This is a genomic window from Butyrivibrio fibrisolvens (genome assembly GCF_037113525.1).
Taxonomy (GTDB): domain Bacteria; phylum Bacillota; class Clostridia; order Lachnospirales; family Lachnospiraceae; genus Butyrivibrio; species Butyrivibrio fibrisolvens.
Window position 1 is genome coordinate 1288374 of record NZ_CP146963.1, and the last position, 19576, is coordinate 1307949.

11 protein-coding genes are annotated in these 19576 nt (G+C 39.0%); 7 read left to right on the plus strand and 4 right to left on the minus strand.

The genetic code is table 11. The annotated features are described in order from the left end of the window. Nucleotides 1-93: 93 nt before the first annotated feature. Together WAA20_RS05120 and WAA20_RS05125 are read left to right on the plus strand one after the other, a co-directional pair. Nucleotides 94-1812 (plus strand): Hsp70 family protein, encoded by a 1719-nt coding sequence (locus WAA20_RS05120; protein ID WP_073387278.1) that lies wholly within the window; start codon nucleotides 94-96, stop codon nucleotides 1810-1812. 107 nt (nucleotides 1813-1919) lie between these two features. Next, nucleotides 1920-3566 (plus strand): DnaJ domain-containing protein, encoded by a 1647-nt coding sequence (locus WAA20_RS05125; protein WP_073387276.1) that lies wholly within the window; start codon nucleotides 1920-1922, stop codon nucleotides 3564-3566. Between the two features lie 140 nt (nucleotides 3567-3706). Here the strand turns inward: WAA20_RS05125 and WAA20_RS05130 are convergent, their stop codons facing one another. The 3 genes from WAA20_RS05130 to WAA20_RS05140 all read right to left on the minus strand — a co-directional run bounded on the left by WAA20_RS05130 (nucleotide 3707) and on the right by WAA20_RS05140 (nucleotide 8164). Beyond that, nucleotides 3707-4588 (minus strand): transporter substrate-binding domain-containing protein, encoded by an 882-nt coding sequence (locus tag WAA20_RS05130; RefSeq protein WP_073387275.1) that lies wholly within the window; start codon nucleotides 4586-4588, stop codon nucleotides 3707-3709. Between the two features lie 538 nt (nucleotides 4589-5126). Next, a complete protein-coding gene (locus WAA20_RS05135; RefSeq protein ID WP_338802351.1) occupies nucleotides 5127-6737 on the minus strand; it encodes a hypothetical protein in 1611 nt (536 codons plus the stop codon). Nucleotides 6738-6979: 242 nt separating this feature from the next. Next, on the minus strand, nucleotides 6980-8164 hold the full coding sequence (locus tag WAA20_RS05140) for an acetyl-CoA C-acetyltransferase (RefSeq protein ID WP_073390505.1): 1185 nt from the start codon (nucleotides 8162-8164) through the stop codon (nucleotides 6980-6982). A gap of 361 nt (nucleotides 8165-8525) precedes the next feature. On the opposite strand from WAA20_RS05140, the gene WAA20_RS05145 reads away from it, so the two are divergent. Both WAA20_RS05145 and WAA20_RS05150 read left to right on the plus strand, forming a co-directional pair. Then, nucleotides 8526-10235 carry an ABC transporter ATP-binding protein gene (locus WAA20_RS05145; protein ID WP_073390507.1) on the plus strand — a complete coding sequence of 570 codons (1710 nt, stop codon included), beginning with the start codon at nucleotides 8526-8528 and terminating at the stop codon, nucleotides 10233-10235. Continuing rightward, nucleotides 10189-11847 carry an ABC transporter ATP-binding protein gene (locus tag WAA20_RS05150; RefSeq protein ID WP_073390508.1) on the plus strand — a complete coding sequence of 553 codons (1659 nt, stop codon included), beginning with the start codon at nucleotides 10189-10191 and terminating at the stop codon, nucleotides 11845-11847. The genes WAA20_RS05145 and WAA20_RS05150 overlap by 47 nt, the downstream gene beginning before the upstream one ends. Before the next feature lie 86 nt (nucleotides 11848-11933). Here the strand turns inward: WAA20_RS05150 and WAA20_RS05155 are convergent, their stop codons facing one another. Continuing rightward, nucleotides 11934-16451 carry a pectinesterase family protein gene (locus tag WAA20_RS05155; RefSeq protein ID WP_073390510.1) on the minus strand — a complete coding sequence of 1506 codons (4518 nt, stop codon included), beginning with the start codon at nucleotides 16449-16451 and terminating at the stop codon, nucleotides 11934-11936. Between the two features lie 309 nt (nucleotides 16452-16760). Between WAA20_RS05155 and WAA20_RS05160 the strand changes: the two genes are divergently transcribed. The 3 genes from WAA20_RS05160 to WAA20_RS05170 are packed head-to-tail and all read left to right on the plus strand — an operon-like array spanning nucleotide 16761 to nucleotide 19479. Then, nucleotides 16761-18500: a transposase gene (locus WAA20_RS05160; protein WP_073390584.1), complete on the plus strand. Its 1740-nt coding sequence runs from the start codon at nucleotides 16761-16763 to the stop codon at nucleotides 18498-18500. 14 nt (nucleotides 18501-18514) lie between these two features. Continuing rightward, nucleotides 18515-18745, plus strand: a complete 231-nt coding sequence (locus tag WAA20_RS05165) for a hypothetical protein (RefSeq protein ID WP_027206638.1) — start codon at nucleotides 18515-18517, stop codon at nucleotides 18743-18745. Beyond that, entirely contained in the window at nucleotides 18745-19479 is a 735-nt protein-coding gene (locus WAA20_RS05170) for a hypothetical protein (protein ID WP_073390582.1), read from the plus strand. The genes WAA20_RS05165 and WAA20_RS05170 overlap by 1 nt, the downstream gene beginning before the upstream one ends. Nucleotides 19480-19576 lie beyond the last annotated feature (97 nt).

Consider the following 19576-nt stretch of genomic DNA (forward strand, 5'->3'; position numbering starts at 1 on the left):
ATCCGCACCAGCTGCGAATAATGAGACTACTGTTTTTGCTAGCGCATTAACAGTAGTTTTTTTTATGAAAAAAGTATTTATGAGGTTAAAAATATGATTATCGGAATTGACTTAGGTACGACCAATTCACTGGTCAGTGCATGGACAGATGAAGGTATTAAGATGATTAAAAATTCACTCGGGGAATATCTTACGCCTTCAGTTGTCAGCATAGAATCTAACGGTGACACTTTTGTGGGCCAGATTGCCAAAGAAAGACTTATCACACATCCTGAAACTACCTTCCAGGAATTCAAAAGAAATATGGGATCAGATGTGACATATAATGCCTTCGGCAGAACCTATACAGCTACAGATCTTTCTGCAATAGTTTTAAGGGAACTTAAACAGGATGCTGAAAGAGAGCTTGGCCAGGAAGTCACTGAAGCTATTATCAGTGTACCTGCTTATTTTTCAGACAGTCAGAGAGCTGCAACAAGAAATGCAGGGCTTATAGCAGGTCTTAAGGTTAGCAGACTTGTAAATGAGCCATCAGCAGCTGCCCTGTACTATCATGTGAGTCATATTAATGAAGATGAGAAATACATCGTATTTGATTTTGGCGGAGGAACACTTGATGTAACTTTAGTCGATGCCTTTGAAAACATAATAGAAATTCAGGGAATATCAGGTGATAACCATCTTGGAGGAGCTGATTTTAATGAAGCTATAGCTCTTGATATCTGCAACAAGAATGACCTGATATGGCCGGCACTGACTGATTATCAGAGAGCACTTATTTACCATCATGCTGAGATTATTAAAATCAGACTTTCAACAGAATCCGAACTGGAATATAAATTCAGATTTTCCAGGAATAAAGAGGATCTTTTTGCAAAAGAAATTGTATATAGAATAGATCTTCAGCATCTGGTTGATATATCTGCTGATATTTATGAAAAGATCAAACGCGTGATGATAAGACTTTTCAATGATGCAGGTATGACCAAAGATGAAATTGATGATGTTGCAGGAATAATCCTTGTTGGCGGTTCATCCAAAATGCCGGCTGTAAAGCTTTTCCTAAGATCCATGTATGGAGGTAAACTTCTCGTTGATGAAAACCCGGACGAGATAGTATGTAAGGGAGTGGGCGTTGCGGCTGGAATACAGCAAAGATCAGGCAATGTCAAAGATCTGATTCTGACAGATATATGTCCATTTACACTTGGCGTTGGGATAGTTAATGACGTTATGTCACCGATTATCCACAAGAATGAAATCCTTCCATGCAGTAGAACTGAGACTTATCAGACTATTAAGGATATGCAGGATAAGATCGTTTTTAGCGTATATCAGGGAGAATACCACACTGCATCCAGGAATAAACTCCTGGATAAGATATCGCTTAAAGTTAAGCCGTTACCTGCAGGTGAAGCTACTGTTGATGTGACATTTTCATATGATATAAATGGTATTTTCGAAATTGAGTTTGAGTCTGAATATATGGATGAATCTTTGATCAAAGATATAGCGCAAAGCAGCGGATTATCAGAAGCAGATCTTGCGGCAAGAAGGAAGAAGCTCGCTGAACTAAAGAGTAAGTCCAAAGAAAACAGGAATAAGTTGAGTCTTCTTATGGAAAAAGCTGATAGGCTTTTTGCAGAATCCAATATGGAGCAGAGAATTTTTCTTGGTAATGCTATGGAGGAATATCAGAGAGCGATGCGAAATGCTAATACAGGTGCAATCGAAGCTTCAAAGCAAAATCTTGAAAATGCAATAGAAATTATTGAAAGAAGTATTTACGGTCTACCTCATCCTGAAATATAAGTATTGGGAGAAGGTATGACTTTTTGTCACTTCGTTCCAAAAGTCATACAAGAATTCATGACTATATTTTATGAGCAAGCTGTTCTGTCGTGAGTGAAAGGTAAGGTATGAATAAAGGTTATTGGGCAATCTTACAGATAGAATCTACTACGGATGAGAAAGCAATAAAGAGAGCATATGCAAAACTTTCAAGACAGTACCATCCCCAGGAACATCCCGAAGAATTCAAGAATCTGAAGGCAGCCTATAAAGAAGCTATTAATTATGCCAAAAGGCATAAGAGCTTGGAAGAAAAAGCTATAGATGATAAAAAAGTAGTAGAAGAAAATTCTGATAATCAGGAATCGGTATCAGCTTTTAATAAAGATGATTACAGTCAAAAAGATGAGGTGAAATCTGACGATCAGGAAGAGATTACTTTTGAACATCATGATATAAAGACAGATGATCTGGAAAAGATCACTTTTGAACATTTCGAAATAAAGACAGATGATCAGATATATAATCAGAAAATCAATTTCAACCTTGAAGATGTAGAAGTTTCGGATGAACCTGAGGGACCTGAGAATGAAAACTCTCTCGATCCAAAGCTTAAGCTTAAGGAGTATACTCTTTTTGCAGAATATGTTGAAAAGGTAAGACAACTGTCTTTTTTATCAAAAGATGAAAAAACGTGGATGCTTATCTTTTTAAGACAGTCTGCTGTTTTTTATGACAATAAGAATAACCTGACAGCATACTGGGGAGTTTTTTGTTGTGATATAGTTGAAAAGTATAAAATTCTTTGCAAGAAGAAATATAAACCTGATCCGAAAATTACAAGATTTATTGTTGATTATTATTCTTATCTGCCCGACTTTGACTACAATGTATGGGATACTTTGGCCAAATTTCTTTTCCCTGATACAAAAGAAGCAAGGAGCAAAGGAGAATGGCCGGAAATAGTCAACAAATTTGAACTTATCAGAAGTTATCAGATTGAAGGCCATGTATACCAAAATCAGGTTGATGTGCCTATTGATATAATCATAAAGAATATCTATCCCTGGAGTAAAAGACGTGATGAGGAACGGGATATCAATACATCAGTAGCTGATGATGTTTGGAATAATGGTGAAGGTCATAGAAAAAATAAATCTTCTGATAAGGGCAGTCTTGGTTTCGCTAAAGGATTTTTTTGTTTTTTGTTTATTCTCTTTCTTTTTGAGATGTCCAGCTTATTAGTTGTATTTAGTGGTAGTCCGAATGAAAAACGGCAGACACAAGAACAGAATTCGCTCGTAACGCAGCAGAACGTGGCGAATTATTTGGCGACTAATGGGGACAATCAACTTGTTGCTGATAGTTACAATAACAGCGCAAATAACACTAACATAAGCGACATTATGGATAGTATAGAAATGACATCTTACATGAATGAAGATGGTTCTTATGAATTTGAATTTGTAAAAAAACCTGCTTCTGTTTCCAATTTAAAGGTTGAAATGTCTGATGATCTATCTAATGGCGTTGTCTCATGGGATCTGGTTAAAGATCAAGATGGCAGACCAATAGGATATCATGTCGAGATATATGCCAAGGACGAAAAAAGTGTATGGACGAAAATAGAAGAAATAGATGTACCATCTGATGAAGGCGCATCAAGCGTGTCGTTTACAGCAGCATCAGGTTGTCAGTTTAAAGCCGAGGTTACAACTTATGTTGACAACGAGGATCATGTGGAAGGGAAAAAGGTTATAACTTATACAGAATAATCTGACTGCTGCACTTTTGAATCTATGATTCAAAAATGTATACTTTTTGGTTACTATAGTAAAACCACTGCCAATCATTACAAAAACAAGATATTGGCAGTGGTTTTTATATCTTTACAATTATTCAGATTTACGAACTATTATTTTTTTCTTAAGATAGCTTCATTATCAGAGAAATAATACTCACTGATATATACACCTTCAGGAACAGCAAATATAGAATCAGTAGCAATTGTATCTGTAGGCAAGAGCTTGCTTCCGTTGAACATGATGTAGTCGATAGTCTCAAGTCTTACAGGATTCTGAGCATTTGAAAAATCCATAGACAGAACCCAGAAGATCATATCAACCTTTCCGGATACAAGAGCAGCAGCGCGGCTTCCGGAATTGATCGTTACAAGCTCGATATTCATATCAAGTCTCTTGCCAAGCTCTGCAAGGATTGCCGTATTGAATCCCATAGGAGTTCCGTCTTCTGATACATAGTCCATAGGAGGAAGATCGCCAGTTACTCCGACCTTTAATGTATCTCTTCCATCTACAGTTTCAAAAGTGACTGCTTCAGGCTGACCGCCTTCTATAATCTTGGTTATATATTCATCCTGAAGACTTGATAGCGTCCCATCTTCCTGCATAGCGATGATCGCGGCGTTGCAGGCAGGAAGGAGATCAACATGGGCTTCGCCAACGCCCAGAGAGTAGTTCTCCAAAGGATCAGCTGTTTCTACAACATACTTGCCATCTCCTTGAGTATTAGCGATATATTCTGCTACGGACTTACTCAGAGGAATATAATCAATATCACCGCGGTCCAGTCCCAGGAGCATGGTAGACACATCATCGTAGCGGACTACGCCCGACTCGGTGCCATCGGTATAGTGAATGACATATTCATAGCTAAGGCTTCCTGCCAATTCTCCTGATGTGGATCCGGAATCTGTGGCAGTTGTTCCATTATTACCGCATGACATCGTGAAGATACATGAAACAGTTAAAATAGCAGATAACAGTGATTTTTTCATAATGCTCCTTTCGATTGCTACTTCAAACGCTTATAGATATTGATTGAGAAAATACCGATATGCTCTATAGCTCCATTCCCTTTTATTACTCTTACATTTGGTCGTTTATAAAGTGTTGCAAGGCTGAGAATAATAATACCCATACCATATACATTCTTATCGGATGATATTATCCATTTGTTTAGAAAAAAGAATAGAAGATATGACCTTAATATGTCGAGAATCATAAATTAAAAGGTAAAAGTTTTAGTAAGAAAAAATAGAAATAAGATAATAAACAAGAAAATGAATAAGAAAATAAAAGAGAAAATAGATAAATTTTTAGAATATAAATACTGACTGTACCCACGGGCAAGCCCGTAGGGTTCTGATTGGCAAGTGTAGCTTGTAATCGTACATCATTTTCAGACTTTGGAGTTACAAGTGTAAATCTGTTTTAATCAGGACTTTTATTACCAAGCAGTCCAACGACCACATTAGCGGTAAATTTTTGCTTTTTAACAAGGAAGTACAGTCAATCTCCCTGATTATTAAGTTGTTAAGCTATTTTAATTCCACTGTTTAATATTTTAAGTTTATTAGCCTTAATCCAAGTGATTAGAGCTTTTTCTTTGTTGTATTGTTCCTCAAATTTTGTATTGCATTTGTTTTTATCTATATCATGCGTCATATGATCATAGCAGTATAGTAAGAACGATGAATACCAATCTCTCTGTACTTCAGTTCCATCATGTAGTTTAAACAATCTGTCAGACAGCTTCTTTTTTATATAAACATCTGCTGTATGGTCATACTGCGAAGCCCTGTAGTTATTCGGGACTTCTATATATGTGCCACCTGTGGCTTTGAATTTCTTCTCTACATTTGACTGAAAACCTCCGGGGCATCTGTTTTTTATGGATTTACCGAACCGCTTTTTCCTGTTAAATCTACCCTTGTCGTTCTTAGTGGTTTCCATAGCTCGCTTCATGAGCTTACTTGCATTTTTAGGCTCAGTAACAAATACATCTCCAAGACTCCGCAGGTGATTTACATCCTCTTTTATTGCAAGATTTCTGTTTACAGCATTGATGCGACATAATTCAGAATGTCTGGCTTTCAGTTTCTTATAATGATTTGAGTATTTCCAAGTCTTATGACCTTTCTTTACAGTACCATCATCATTGTAATTTTGTGGATTGGTTGCTCTCCTTGACCTGTCCATAGCACGATAGAGCAGACGTTCTTTCCGTTCGGAAGTCTGTATACTATTGCCACGCTCCGAAAGGTTCTTCAATCCTGCTTCTGTATCAGAAGTGTAGGCAATGGTCTGCGTGCCAATATCCGCACCTATCATACCTTTGCCGTATTTATGACGGGGATTGCCATATTTATCGTATTTCGGTTTCGCCTTACCTTCAATAGTTAAGTGTAAATATACTCGGTATTTACCCCTTATCATTTTGGAAACGAGCGTGGCATAGCAAGGTCTGTATGTATCTACACAATAGGCATCTTTAATGAGTGTATTAACAGCTTTTTTATCCATAATCTCAGGTTCAGCAAGATAAGCTAAAACAGCATTTACTTCGTCTGCTTGAAACCTGTCATCTGCCTGTATCCCGAAAGTTGTCTTTCCAAGTTTGAACTGCAATCTATTATCCTTTACGGATATAGGAATACCACGGTTTATTTGTTTTGCTCGGATACAAGGCAGTTCTCCATATTTTGAAAAATGTATGGTCCTGCCATTACCATACAGACATTTTTCCATACCACGCCAAACATCTTCAGCTTTGGTCAGAGCAAAGACAGCATCGACACCATACTTTTTGCCTATTGGAATCATAGATTTTCTACAGTAATCCCATGTGACATTATAGGATTTCTGCATTTCATTAAGCTGATTAGCAAGAATTTTGCGTTTAGCTTTATCTCCTGTATTACCATATAGGGATAATAGTTTGCGATACCTCTTTGTTCGAAAAAGCTGATCATAATTCTTTCTCATAAGACCAACAAGTTCATTGCCTGCCTTGCGGATTTTATCAGAAAGGATCACAATCTTAAGCACATCAGAATAAGGCATATCAGTCTCAGCGACTAAAATATGCCTATCAGAAAGTTTATGGTATTGCTTTAGAGCCTTCTTATATTCTTCACCAGTCATTTTCTTTTAACTCCTTAAGGCATAATATACTTTAATGTACCCTAAGTGTAAAGGCTTCATCCCACAGGCAAGCCTGTGGGTTTTCGCCTACGTTAAGCTAAAATATACTTTATAACACATGGAGCTTTAGCGATAATCTACCAAAGTTCCATGCGTTTTTAATGTGAATTATTTGTCTTAATCAAACTAATATTATGAGGTAGGTGTCAACAGTTCCTTTTGACACCTTATGACTGAAAACCTTATTCACGTTCTACAATTGCAGCTGCGCCCATACCTCCGCCTACGCACAAGGTTGCAAGACCTTTCTTTGCATCTCTTTTCTCCATTTCATGAAGGAGAGTTACGAGGATTCTTGTACCTGAGCATCCTACAGGGTGACCAAGGGCGATAGCTCCGCCGTTAACATTGAGCTTGTCCATATCAAAGCCAAGATCCTGGCCTACTGCAACAGACTGAGCTGCGAAAGCTTCGTTAGCTTCGATAAGATCAAAATCACCAATCTTGTAGCCGCACTTATCCATTACCTTCTTGGTTGCAGCAACAGGTCCGATACCCATAATCTGAGGATCAACACCTGCAAGCTCGCCGCCGATCCAGGTAGCCATTGGCTTAACGCCAAGTTCTTTAGCCTTTTCTTCGCTCATAACGATGATGGCAGCAGCGGCATCATTGATACCGGAAGAGTTGGCAGCAGTAACAACGCCGCCGTCCTTCTTAAATGCAGGCTTAAGACCTGAAATGCCTTCAGCAGTAACACCGGCACGTGGGCCTTCATCTGTATCGAAGAGGATTGTCTCTTTCTTTTTCTTAACTTCAACAGGAACGATCTCGTCCTTGAATTTGCCTTCAGCGATTGCTTTCTGAGCCTTCTGCTGACTCCATGCTGCGAACTCATCGAGCTGCTGCCTTGTAAGGTGCCACTGCTCAGCGATATTCTCGGCTGTGATTCCCATGTGATAGTGATAGAATGCGTCTGTGAGAGCATCTGTGATCATGGCATCTTCCATGGTTGCAGGTCCCATACGATATCCAAAACGTGCCTGACGAAGAAGATAAGGAGCCATTGACATGTTCTCCATACCACCTGCTACGATGATGTCAGCATCTCCCATGGAGATGAGCTTTGCAGCAAGGTTTACGCAGTGAAGACCTGATCCGCAAAGTACATTGATAGTAGTAGCAGGTACTTCTACAGGTATACCTGCATTAATTGCTGGCTGTCTTGCAGGATTCTGACCAAGACCAGCCTGAATTACGCAGCCCATGTATACTTCATCAACCTGCTCTGGTTTAATGCCAGTTCTTTTAAGAGCCTCTTTGATAACAACTGTTCCAAGCTCAGGAGCAGGTGTATTTGAAAGAGTTCCTCCCATAGTTCCGATCGCGGTACGACATGCACCGGCAAGTACAACTTTTCTTCCCATAAGAACCTCCCATATGATATAATTAGTGTCACTTGGTACAAATACTACCAATAATAATTTTATTCTTGTAGTAAAAGCATTTCAACTCTACTGATAGAAAAATAAATCTATTAGTAATATATGAGGTTTAAAAGTGTTTCTTATTCTTTATCTTTAATATCTATCAATTGTATATGACTCATTGATAAAGAAAAGCGCGCATTTACTGCGCTTTTTCGTGGTTCGTAAAAATGGCGTCAATATACAATTATCTGTCAATGACAGATTCAGTAAAGATTTCCCTTTTTTAATTTATGTAAGATTTAATAGGAATATGCAAGGGTCAAAGATTCTTTTGGCACCTGCATTATAGGGTAACTATATGAAAAAATTATTAGATACTTTTTTAAACAAAATTCTGAATACCCCTGTAAAACTTGAGCTTAGTGGAATAGTGCTTATCTCGTTGGGGCAGGTCATATTTGAAGTTTTAAATATTGCCAACATAGAAATCTGCAGGCGAATGCTTAATGACGTATTATCCCATGACCTTGAAAAGTTGAAGATAAACATCATATTTTTTGTCATAGTAATGATTGGAGTTTTTGCAATGGAATATGCAAATGGTTATCTGACAGCGCATGTGCGCGGAAAGCTTCACCTTGCTCTTACAGATAAACTTATGGCTAAGAACTCAAACCTAGTTTGCTGGAGCAGGGGAGATATTAGTTCAAGCGACAGGGTATCGATCGTAAACGGTGATAGTGAAAAGTATGTGGGAAGCCTCATAAATAAAGCATTTCTTTTTTCATCATTTATGGCTATTCCCTGTTACATCATCTATGGAATGACAATTAGTGTGTGGATAACTTTGCTGATCATTATTTCCAGCATTGTACTTAGTATCTTAAACAAAAACAACAAACTTAAACTATATAAGCACAATGAAGAAATAAATGAAAAATATGGCGTGTGGACTAACTTTCTGTGGAAAGCCTTGGACAATCTGGAGGTTATCAGAGCATTTCTTTCTAAAAATAAGATCATTTCTGAGCATAGGAAAAGAAATGATGATTTCTGTAATGCGCAGGAGGAATCATGGGAGACACAGCTCAAAGTATATCTTATAGAAGAGACAGCGGATATGATGTTTACCCTGGTAATACTATGCATGAGTTTTGCTTCTATGATCGTAGGAACTATGCCACCTTCAAATATGCTTGCAATTATCAGGGCTTTGAATGATGTTCAAAATAAAATATTTGAATTGCCAGGTCAGATGATACAGCTTAAAGAGCTTGAAAGCATAGCATCAAGGATCACTAAGTTTGAGCAGATGCCGGATGATAGGGGCACGCTGGATCTAAATGAAGATTTCAGATATCTTCAGCTCAAAAATCTATGTGTTAGCTATGATGATCAACAGATTATTAAAAACATAAATTATAGATTTGAAAAGGGGAAGTTCTACGTTATTGCGGGGCCATCCGGCTGCGGTAAAAGCACAATGCTTAAGGCAATAGCAAGACTGATTCCGCTTGGCGGCGGAAGTATTTACTGGAATGATACGGATCTTTCAAAAGTAGTCAGGAAGTCTTTTTTTAAGAGGACTAGTTACATAGAGCAAAGCCACGTTTTTATGGAAGGTGATATTAGAGAAAATATTGTGATGGAAAGCTTTAATGAAGCTAGATATAACAGTGCCCTTAAGGATTCCAAACTACTTGATGTTTTTAGGAAAAATAACATTGATGACAAGCTGAAAATATACCAGTCAGGATATCCACTTTCTTCTGGCGAAAGGCAGATGCTCGCATTTGCCAGTGTTCTATATAGCTCAAAAGAGCTTATTTTGCTGGATGAATCTTTTTCTGCGGTAGATCCGGGAAAAGAAAGATCGTTTTATCAGAAACTAAAGAAGTTATCAGCTATCGGAGCTACTGTGATTATGGTTTCTCACAGGCATACTATTTTGATATCCCTGATGAGATTGTTTACATGGATCAGGGAAGGATTCTTGATAGAGGCAGCGTGGAGGGAGCAGTATGATAAGAAAAATAAGAAAAGCATGTATCCCGCTGATGATGGATAAAGATACAAGAAAATATATTTATGCCGTTTTTGGTATGAGTATTTATATCTCATTACAGTCTGCATTAGTGCCTGCTTTTATCAATTTAATGATGGAGCAATATGAAAGATGCAACTATAGCAAAATGGCCTTGTACACAGCTATTTGGTTTTTGATCACAGGAATATTTATAGCGGTAAGGTATCGTTTTGATAAACTTATCAATGGCAAATTTTATTTTCTTACAATTGAAGCAATACGCGAAAAGTGCATAAATACTTTGTATAACTCAAACATGGCGCAGATAGATAAAAACTATGATGGTAATGAGGCGTATTCTTTTTTGGCAGATAGGGTTGATACACTGGTTGGCATGCTGTACAAGTTGGTTCAGTTTCTTTCGGAAGCATTAGTTTTTGCAGCACTGGGAATCTGGTGCATATATATTGGCAGTTGGACGGCGCTTGTAGTGATTGCCGGTAGCATTATGCAACTGGCAATTGGAAGCCTTGGAAGCGAGTCCATAAATAAGCAAAACGAACATCTTTTTAAAGAAAAATCAAAGATCATAGGAGCGGTAAAACGCCTTTTTAGCGGAACTGAGAGCTATATCGTTAATGGTAAGTATGATTCTAATGTACAGGAAATAGACGGCTTATTTAATGGATATATAAATGAATCCAGGAAAAATGCTCTTAAACAGGCGGGGAGATCGAACCTGATGAGGCTTTCAGATGCAGCAGTATACCTGCTTCTTATGATAACGTCTTTCTTTTTGATAAAAGAGGATAGCGTTCGAATAATCATAACCATGTTTTCTGTATATAATATTATGAAAAAGTATACAGGATGGATGACATCTGATCTGACAGGAATCAAGGATAACGTATACGTTCTAGATAAGTACTTAAAATATATAGGCTGTCCAAAAAATCATATTGAAGAATGCGATGATAAAAATATCTTAGAAGCTTGCAACATAAGCTACCGCGTTAATGATAAGAATATACTTGATAATATTGACCTTACTGTTGCCCGAAATACTAAGGTTGCCCTTATTGGTAAGAACGGGTCAGGAAAGACAACTTTTTTACGGATACTACTAAATCTTCTACCCCCAACAAGTGGCTGGGTCAGGAAAAATGATGCAGAAGTTTATTCGTATATACCAGTGGCGCCGCAGCTATTCCCCGTTTCAATTCACGAAAATATATCTTATGGAACTTTGGAAAAAGATGACTTTGGGATATGCGAAATTGAAGAGCAGGCAGACCTTAAGAAACTAGGAGATGAAAGATTAGGAGAGAAACTTCCAGACGGCGATGAAAACCTGTCAGGAGGGGAAGCTCAGAGAGTAGCAATCGGTAGAGCAATGATAGCTAAGTCAGAAATACTGATAGCTGATGAACCAACTGCAAACCTCGACCCTATTACTACTAAAAAAGTATTTGGGAATCTCATAAAAAGTTCTTCTTCAGTCCTTTATACAACACATAATCCGAAACTACTTGAGTATGCAGACATAATTCACATTATGGATAAGGGAAAGATAGTTGCGTCAGGAAAGTACGAAGATATACGCTTAATGAAGATATATAAAGAGTGGGAAAATGAAGTTTTAGATAGTGTTTAGTCAAAAGAAATCGAGGCCTCTAACATGGCTTTTGCCATGCCAGAGACCTCTTTTTCATAATTTCTTGGTTTTGATTTGGTTATAAATTATGCGTGCTTTTCTTCGCGTTCCTGTCTTTCAATGATGAAGACTACCATGAAGCATGCAAGCATTATAATAGCAAGTCGAGCTGGAATAGATGTGTCATCACCTGTTGATGCAAGTCTTGTTCCAGAAACATTTGTGTTGCTGTCAGAAACAGCTTCTTTATTGTTTACAGTAGCTGTTTCCTGATCTCTTGAAGCACCAAGTACGGCGCTCTCATTATCAGATTCAGTAGCTGAAGCAGTTGATGTCGTGTTAGTAACATCATTCTGAGAGCTTGAAGCACTTCCTGTATTAGCAGCATTCTGTGAAGCTGAATTGTTGTCTGTATTAGCTACTGCTGTTGAGCTTTCATTTGAAGTGTTTGTAGAATCATTAGTAGCTTCAGCAGTGCTCTCACTTGTAGAGCCATTGGTAGCTTCAGCGGAGCTTTCATTAGTTGAGCCATTAGTAGCCTCAGTAGAGCCTTCGTTTGAAGTAGATGAACCAGTGTTAGCATTTGAAGAATCATCTGTAGGATCTTCTTCAGTAGGATTCTCAACAGCAGGATTATCTGTAGGTTCCTCAGCAGGATCTTCAACAGTAGGATCTTCTGCAGGATCCTTAGTAGGATATTTTACAGTTGGCTCTTCTTCAGTCGCATTCATCAGAGTTGGCTCCCATCCCAGGAGTTTAGCGTATCCGTCACGGCTAAGTCCCAGTTCGTTAAGTTCGTCCTCTGATTCATAAACAGTGCTGTTTTTATTTACACCATCTGTTGCCAGTCTCATCTCTTGAGTTACAACCGTGCTTCCGTCCTTATTTTCAACTATAGTATTGTACTCTCTATAAGTTACAGTATATGGCGCTCTGCCACTCATACTATACCAGCCAGCATTCTTTATTAAGCCATCTTTTATATTATTAGAGTCTTTAATAGTAGTGTTCTTAAATGTTACCTTTGCCTGCTCATCCCATGGTCTTCCAAGGTAGCTTGTGCCGATTGTCTTACCCTCATCAGGGCCAGTAATTGTGCTGTTATCGAAAAGGTATCCGTATGTAGCGCCTTCGCCTCTAGCTGCTGTGATGTAAGAGTGCTTCTTGGCACCATCGCTGTAGCCTGCAAACTGAAGTTCGCTGTTTTCAAATAACCAGTCACCATATCCGAAGATAAAGTCTGTATTACCTGAAATCTTACTATTAGTAAAGTATCCGCGAGTACCTGGGCCTGTATAAAGAGTATCCTGGCTACCAAGTACTGTAACATTGTTGAATTCTGCATCAGCAGCTTCAATCGCAAGAGCTGTAGCTCGCTCTGTAGCAGCAACACTTGTAACATCAGCGCCTTTTGTTCTTTCAAAATTAACCTTTGAATCAGAGTATGCGGAAGTGTTAAGTGTTACGCCGTCCTTGATCTCTTCGTCAGTAACATAGAGATTGAAGGAGTTTTCAAAAGTGATTCCGTCAGCCTTGAAGCCTGTTGCGTTCTTCTTTATGTAAGTTGAAGCGCCCCACTTGCTAACAGTACCCTTTGAAGTCTTGTTGTAAGCAGCTTCTTCATCATAGTAGCCGTTCTTTGCACTATAGTATGTATAACCGATTCCGTAGTACCATGTGAGTTTAACATCGCCGTCAGCTTTAAGAGTTACATTAGGAGTGTTGATAACAACCTGCTCTCTGTAAGTGCCTCCGTTGATATGAACTGTAACTCTGTCGCTGTCATTTGTTCTTGTGTCAGTGATAGCGTCGATAGCATCCTGAACTGTCTCGAAATTATAGTCTCTGCCATCTGTATATCCAACGTATACATCTTTGGCATCGCCAACTACTATGTCAGATTTCTCCTTGGCAAAAAAGAGATCTTTTTCTGTATCTTTTTTGTCAACAGTAACTGTAGTAGCAGTAGCGTAATTTTTGTTAGATACTTTAACCTTATAAGTTCCGTCACGAAGAGATGCTTCATAGCCTGCATTATCTTCGAGAATAGTTGCTTCGTATTCAGACTTGTCCTTTGTATTTACAAAAGTAAGTGTTCCAAGGTCTGCATCTTTAGGAAGACCAATGAATCCGCCTGATACCTTATAAGTGTTTATGAGCTGAGCTTCAAAATCAGCATCTTCTGTCTCTTCAGAAACAGATATCTCATTGCCTGATGCAATCTCGTAATCAGGGCAGTCTGTAAGAGATACTGTATATGTTACGCCTGCTTCAATGTTGATGCCTTCATAAGAACCGTCATCTGAAAGCTTTGCAGAAGCTTTATTTCCCTCAGAATCAGTGAATGTGATCTGGGACTTGTGCTCTTTGATATAGCCTTCTTTGATTCCTGATACCTTACCTGCTACAGACACAGTTGCTGCCTTGCAGATAGTGATGTCATGAGATGTCTCACCGGCTGTAACGTTTTTAGTAGCATCGCTTACAGTATAGCCGACAGGTCCTGTAATAGTTACTTTGTAAGAATGACCAGCCTTAACATATACTGCATAGCGGTTTGTTTCGTAATCGATATCAGCATATACATCTGATACATTTTCATCATCTGTACATGTGAAAAGAAGCTTATAGCCGTCTTTAAGAGCGTCGCAGTTGTCAAAGCTTATTGTTCCCTTAAGAACATTTGCACTTCCCTTGCCCTTAACGATTCTGTAGAAGTCAGGCTTACCGCCATTTGTATTTTCTGTATAAATAGTGTATGTACCATTCTCTGTTGCAGTGAATGTATATACGCCAGGAGCTCCTGAAGTAAGAGTGAAGCTCTCATCCTGCTTTCCGTTTTCTGACTTGAAGTGAGCTGTCTCCTGAGTATTTGTAGCAGAAGATGAGAACTTTACGCCCATATAGAGTGTGAAAGTATCGCCTTCTTCAACGTTTGAAATAGTGATATATCTTGCGGTAGGAGCTCCTTTTTTCATAGAAGTCTTACCATTACCATAGTAATAACCTGCTGATGTGTAGCCATCCTCGAAAGTGTAGATACCTTTCTTGGAAGTAGCCTGATATGTCTTGCCTGCAACACTTTCTGCTGTATAGAATCTGTCGCCTTTGCCCATATGAAGAGTAAGGTCGCCAAAAGATACAGATGTGTTTGATGTTACGCTTGATGCCTTAACATTACCATTGCTGTCTGTATAGTCACCGATAGAATTGATGCTGGTGATATCGCTCATAGTGATCTCATTAGTAGAATCCTCTATGCCTGATGCCTTGCCACCGAAATCCCATACATGGATCTCGCCATTGCCTCTGTCATCAAGTGCTGATGCAGGATATGTTATTTCAATGCTGTAGAGATATAACTGACCCTTTGCAAGAAGAGTTACGTAGCCATATCCTGAGCCTGTGTATTCGTAAGTGTCACCTGATGAGAGAGTAGTTTCTCCATCTGCAAGGAAAGAAGATCCGTCGCCTACATAGCTTACTGTAAGAGTTCCTGCTCTGTTGAAAGGAACTACGATAAGAGTTTTGTCGTTTACCTGAGCATCGTCCTTGCCGCCGTTTTCTCTAGGGTTGAACTTACCTGCTGTAGCGTCGATGTAGAGATCGTCATATGTTCCGGCATTTTTCTGATAACTTGTGTGGTTAGCCTTATCATAATCAGTGAAGTCCCATGACTTGTGCTCTACAGGAAAAGAGAAATAGCCAAGGTATCCGTTATTTGTAGGCTCTTCAACTTCTTCAGCCTTTTTGGATACTGTAAGACTTCTTAAATATCTGCTGTCTTCATTGATAGTAAGTTTAAGGATTACAGCCTCGTCACCACTATATTCATATGTGAAGGTGAAAGGGTTTTTATCACCTGTGATCTCAGGCTTTAATACTTCTTCGCCATTAGTTAAGGTCATTTCGCTTTCATTAGAATAATATGAAAGAATAGTGACAACTGATTTTGCAGGAACTGCAAAATAAATAACAGTACCCGCATTGAACTGTCCCCAGCCGTTAGCGCCGTTGGAAGTTGTTCCATTGTACTTAGCACCATTGGCGCTGGCATCAATGTAAAGATTATTATAGAAAAGAGTCTTAGCAGTTGCAGAGTACTCAATTGCAGCGTTTATTCCTGTGCTTGTAAAATCCCAGGAAGCTTCGCCAGCCTTTGATACATCAACACTTGATGAAGTGCTGATGTTAGATTCTTCGTTTGATGAAGCCTTATCTTTTTTGTCATCAGATGTCTGATCTTCGCTTTCAGTAGAGCCAGTAGAAGAATTATTTTCACCTGACTTCTCACTATCAGATTCATCTGAATTTACTTCATCTGCATCATTTGAAACAGTGCTCTCGTTAGAAGAAGAGTTAGATACAGTATTTTCAGATGATGCATCGTCATTTTCAGTAGAAGTTACATCTGTAGTAGAGTTATTAGGTGAGTTTTCAGATGATCCAGTGTTTTCATCTGATGTTTCATTTACATCACTTGTGATGCTATCTGTGCCTTCATGAGCCATACTTGTTACAACGCTTCCACCAAGAAGTGTCATGCTAAGCATTGCTGCAAGAATAAAACTCTGAAGTCTTTTACTTTGTGAAAACCTTTTCATAAATTACCTGCATTTCCTAATTTATCCATGATCTTTGGAGACCGAAAAATCACATGGCTCCTAGCGCCATAGGATAAATTCATATTTTGCGTAAGCATTTACATTGGTAAATGCAAAGCACGTCCGCTATAACCTGAATTTCCATAGGATTTCCGACTAAAAGGGATTCCGCCTCAAAAAAGGCACTTTGAAAATCGAAAAAACTCAGTAAAAATGCGCGTTTGAGCCTGACTTTTGTTGCCGAAAATAGCTTCCTGTGGTAGAATATATTTAGTAGGAATTCCGACTAAAACTACAGGAGGAAAACACATGTATCTGGATGCTTATGTGAAGGTGCCTGAGGTAAAGGGAAAGATAACTTTCAGGACGAAAGGCAACACAACATATGTCGAGTTTGAGTATGACAGAGTCTATAGCACTGAGAAGCAGTATACAGATGTAAAGCGAAAAACGATAGGAAAGCTTGCTGATGAAGATAAGCGTATAATGCAGCCAAATGAAAACTTCATCAAGTTTTTCCCTGACATTGAGCTCCCAGAAGAAAGGGACAGATCATCAAGGAGTTGTGGGCTACGGATCGGTACATGGGTTGTTATCAGGAAGATAGTTAATGAATATAAGCTCGCTGAGATCCTAGGGAGATATCTTCCGTGGAAGGATGTGGGGCTGTTTCTTGATCTTGTGGCATACTCAATTATTGAGGAAGATAACCGTGCCCAGCATTATCCTGCGTATGCCTATAGTCATCCTCTCTTTTCTGAAGGTATGAGGATATATAGTGATTCAAAAGTCAGCGAGTTCCTCAATACTATGGATGCAGATACCAGTGTCATGTTCCAGAACGACTGGAATGCGGAAAGGAATCACCGGGAGAGGATATATTTTTCATACGATTCAACATCTAAGATATGTGAAGCTGGAGACCTCAGGATAGTAGAAGTCGGTCATTCAAAGGAAAATGTAGAGACGGATATTTTTAACTACGCAATTGCCTATGATACAAAGAACCGGGAGCCACTTTTTTACGAAATATACCCCGGCAGTATCAATGATATGTCACAGTTCCAGTGCACTGTGGAAAAGGCTAAGGGCTATGGATATAAGAAGATAGGATTTGTTCTAGACAGAGGATATTTTAGTAAGGATAACATCTATCAGCTTGAAGATAGCGGATACAGTTTTGTCATGATGCTTAAAGGCAAGGCTGATCTTGTACAGAAATGGGTGCTAGAGAATAAGGGATCATTTGAAACGAGCAGATCGTGTAATATACCTGCTTATCAGGTCTATGGGAAGACCATTGAGAAGAAACTATTTGGGACAGATAAAAAGCCAAGATACATACATCTGTATCACAGTTCATCGTTGGAAGCAGATGAACGTACCGGCGTAGAGAAGAAGATAAATCAGCTTACGGCTTTTCTTAACAGTCATATAAATCAGTTCAGGGATTTTGGACCTGGAATGGAAACATACTTTGAACTGCACTATGACGAGAATGCAAAGAAGACTGGAAAGAAAGATAAGGACACAGCAGATAGTTCAGCAAGGAAGTTTGTGTTTTTTGAAGAAAAGATGCCTGTTATAGAGCTGGAACTTAAGCTTTGCGGATATTTTGTTATTGTCACATCAGAAAAGATGACAGCAAAGGAAGCGCTGGAAATCTATAAAGGGAGGGATGCATCCGAGAAACTGTTTTTATCAGACAAGACTTTCCTTGGCAATCACTGCTTAAGGATTGGTTCTGATGAATCAGCCACATCTAAGATCTTCATCGAGTTTGTTGCGCTGATAATAAGAAACCGTATGTACAACTATCTCAAGGATGAGATGAAGGAAATGGCTACCAAGCCTAATTACATGACAGTTCCTGCTGCAATAAGAGAGCTGGATAAAATCGAAATGTCCCGTCAGCTTGATGGGGTATACAGATTTGACCATGCAATAACAGCGAAGCAAAAGACAATACTCAAGGCATTTGGACTTACTGATGCAAATGTAAAATACAGGGCGCAGGAAATAAGCAAGATGCTTGAGATGGCAGATTGATGGAGGGTGATGATATGGCTAGAATGACATCGATGGATGCACTTGAAACTAAGATAGAGAAGGCACAGGAACAGGTGAGCAGAACGAAGAAACAGTATGATGCTGCTCTTGCAAGACTTAGTGATCTGTTGGACAAACGGGATGCGCTCAGAAGGGATGAACTTGTAAAGGCAATCCTAAAGAGCGATAAGACATATGAGGAAGTACTGGAGTTTCTTGGCTCCGGCCAGGAAGAGGCAGAATGATGACTGATCAGACAGAGATAATTGTCATGCTTTTGAAGAAACTTATAGATAAAAACGGACCCGAGTATCTTTTGGAGAAACCTTATGATGCTTATAAAGAACTGAACAGATATATGGAAGCAGACAACGCGGTTACTGCTGCGATGCTTTGTTTTCTGGTGAGCGGGCTTGTGAGCGATGCAGAGAAAGGCTGTGAGCCTGAGGAACTGTCAAAGGCTATACAGAAGAAATGCTGTTTCAACAAGAAGATGTCGGATCTGCTGTCAAAGATCTTCTGTGTACTTTATTCGGAAGAAAACAAGACAGAGTGGAAAGCAAAAGACAGTGAAGGGCTATCGGAGTTCCTGAAACAGGAGCATACTTTCAGATGGGAAGGATGCTCTGTCTGGGATGCAGGGAATGGTACAGTGGACTGCTACTATGATGCGGACATGGTATTGAAGCCGACTAAGGAAGCCGGGAAAACAGATGGTCTGAAGAGTATGCTAAAAAAGAATCCATTTGTTACGACAGATGCGATTTATAAGTTTTATGAAAAGGAACTATGTAAGTACCTCGACCATGAATTTGAAGAGTATTGCACCTGCGATGATTATTACCAACCGGTGGTTGAAGATTTTGAACTGGAATATGATGTGAAAGCCTGGGCAAAGAAAAATGGATTCAATGTCATCTCATGCAATGGAGATGGTAGAGATGACGGATATGAACCCAAGTTCAGAAGAGGTTGGTGAGAGACAAAAGACGACTTTTAGTCGGAAAAATCGTGGAAAATGAGGTATAATAACAAAAGAGTAATCATCACATCTATCATAAAAAAGATTATTTTTG

Bases quoted from the DNA above. Each gene is read 5' to 3' on its own strand.
- WAA20_RS05120 (WP_073387278.1), top strand. From the start codon at position 94: ATGATTATCGGAATTGACTTAGGTACGACCAATTCACTGGTCAGTGCA.
- WAA20_RS05155 (WP_073390510.1), bottom strand. From the start codon at position 16,451: ATGAAAAGGTTTTCACAAAGTAAAAGACTTCAGAGTTTTATTCTTGCA.
- WAA20_RS05130 (WP_073387275.1), bottom strand. From the start codon at position 4,588: ATGAAAAAATCACTGTTATCTGCTATTTTAACTGTTTCATGTATCTTC.
- WAA20_RS05160 (WP_073390584.1), top strand. From the start codon at position 16,761: ATGTATCTGGATGCTTATGTGAAGGTGCCTGAGGTAAAGGGAAAGATA.
- WAA20_RS05150 (WP_073390508.1), top strand. From the start codon at position 10,189: ATGATAAGAAAAATAAGAAAAGCATGTATCCCGCTGATGATGGATAAA.
- WAA20_RS05140 (WP_073390505.1), bottom strand. From the start codon at position 8,164: ATGGGAAGAAAAGTTGTACTTGCCGGTGCATGTCGTACCGCGATCGGA.
- WAA20_RS05135 (WP_338802351.1), bottom strand. From the start codon at position 6,737: ATGACTGGTGAAGAATATAAGAAGGCTCTAAAGCAATACCATAAACTT.
- WAA20_RS05125 (WP_073387276.1), top strand. From the start codon at position 1,920: ATGAATAAAGGTTATTGGGCAATCTTACAGATAGAATCTACTACGGAT.
- WAA20_RS05145 (WP_073390507.1), top strand. From the start codon at position 8,526: ATGAAAAAATTATTAGATACTTTTTTAAACAAAATTCTGAATACCCCT.
- WAA20_RS05165 (WP_027206638.1), top strand. From the start codon at position 18,515: ATGGCTAGAATGACATCGATGGATGCACTTGAAACTAAGATAGAGAAG.
- WAA20_RS05170 (WP_073390582.1), top strand. From the start codon at position 18,745: ATGACTGATCAGACAGAGATAATTGTCATGCTTTTGAAGAAACTTATA.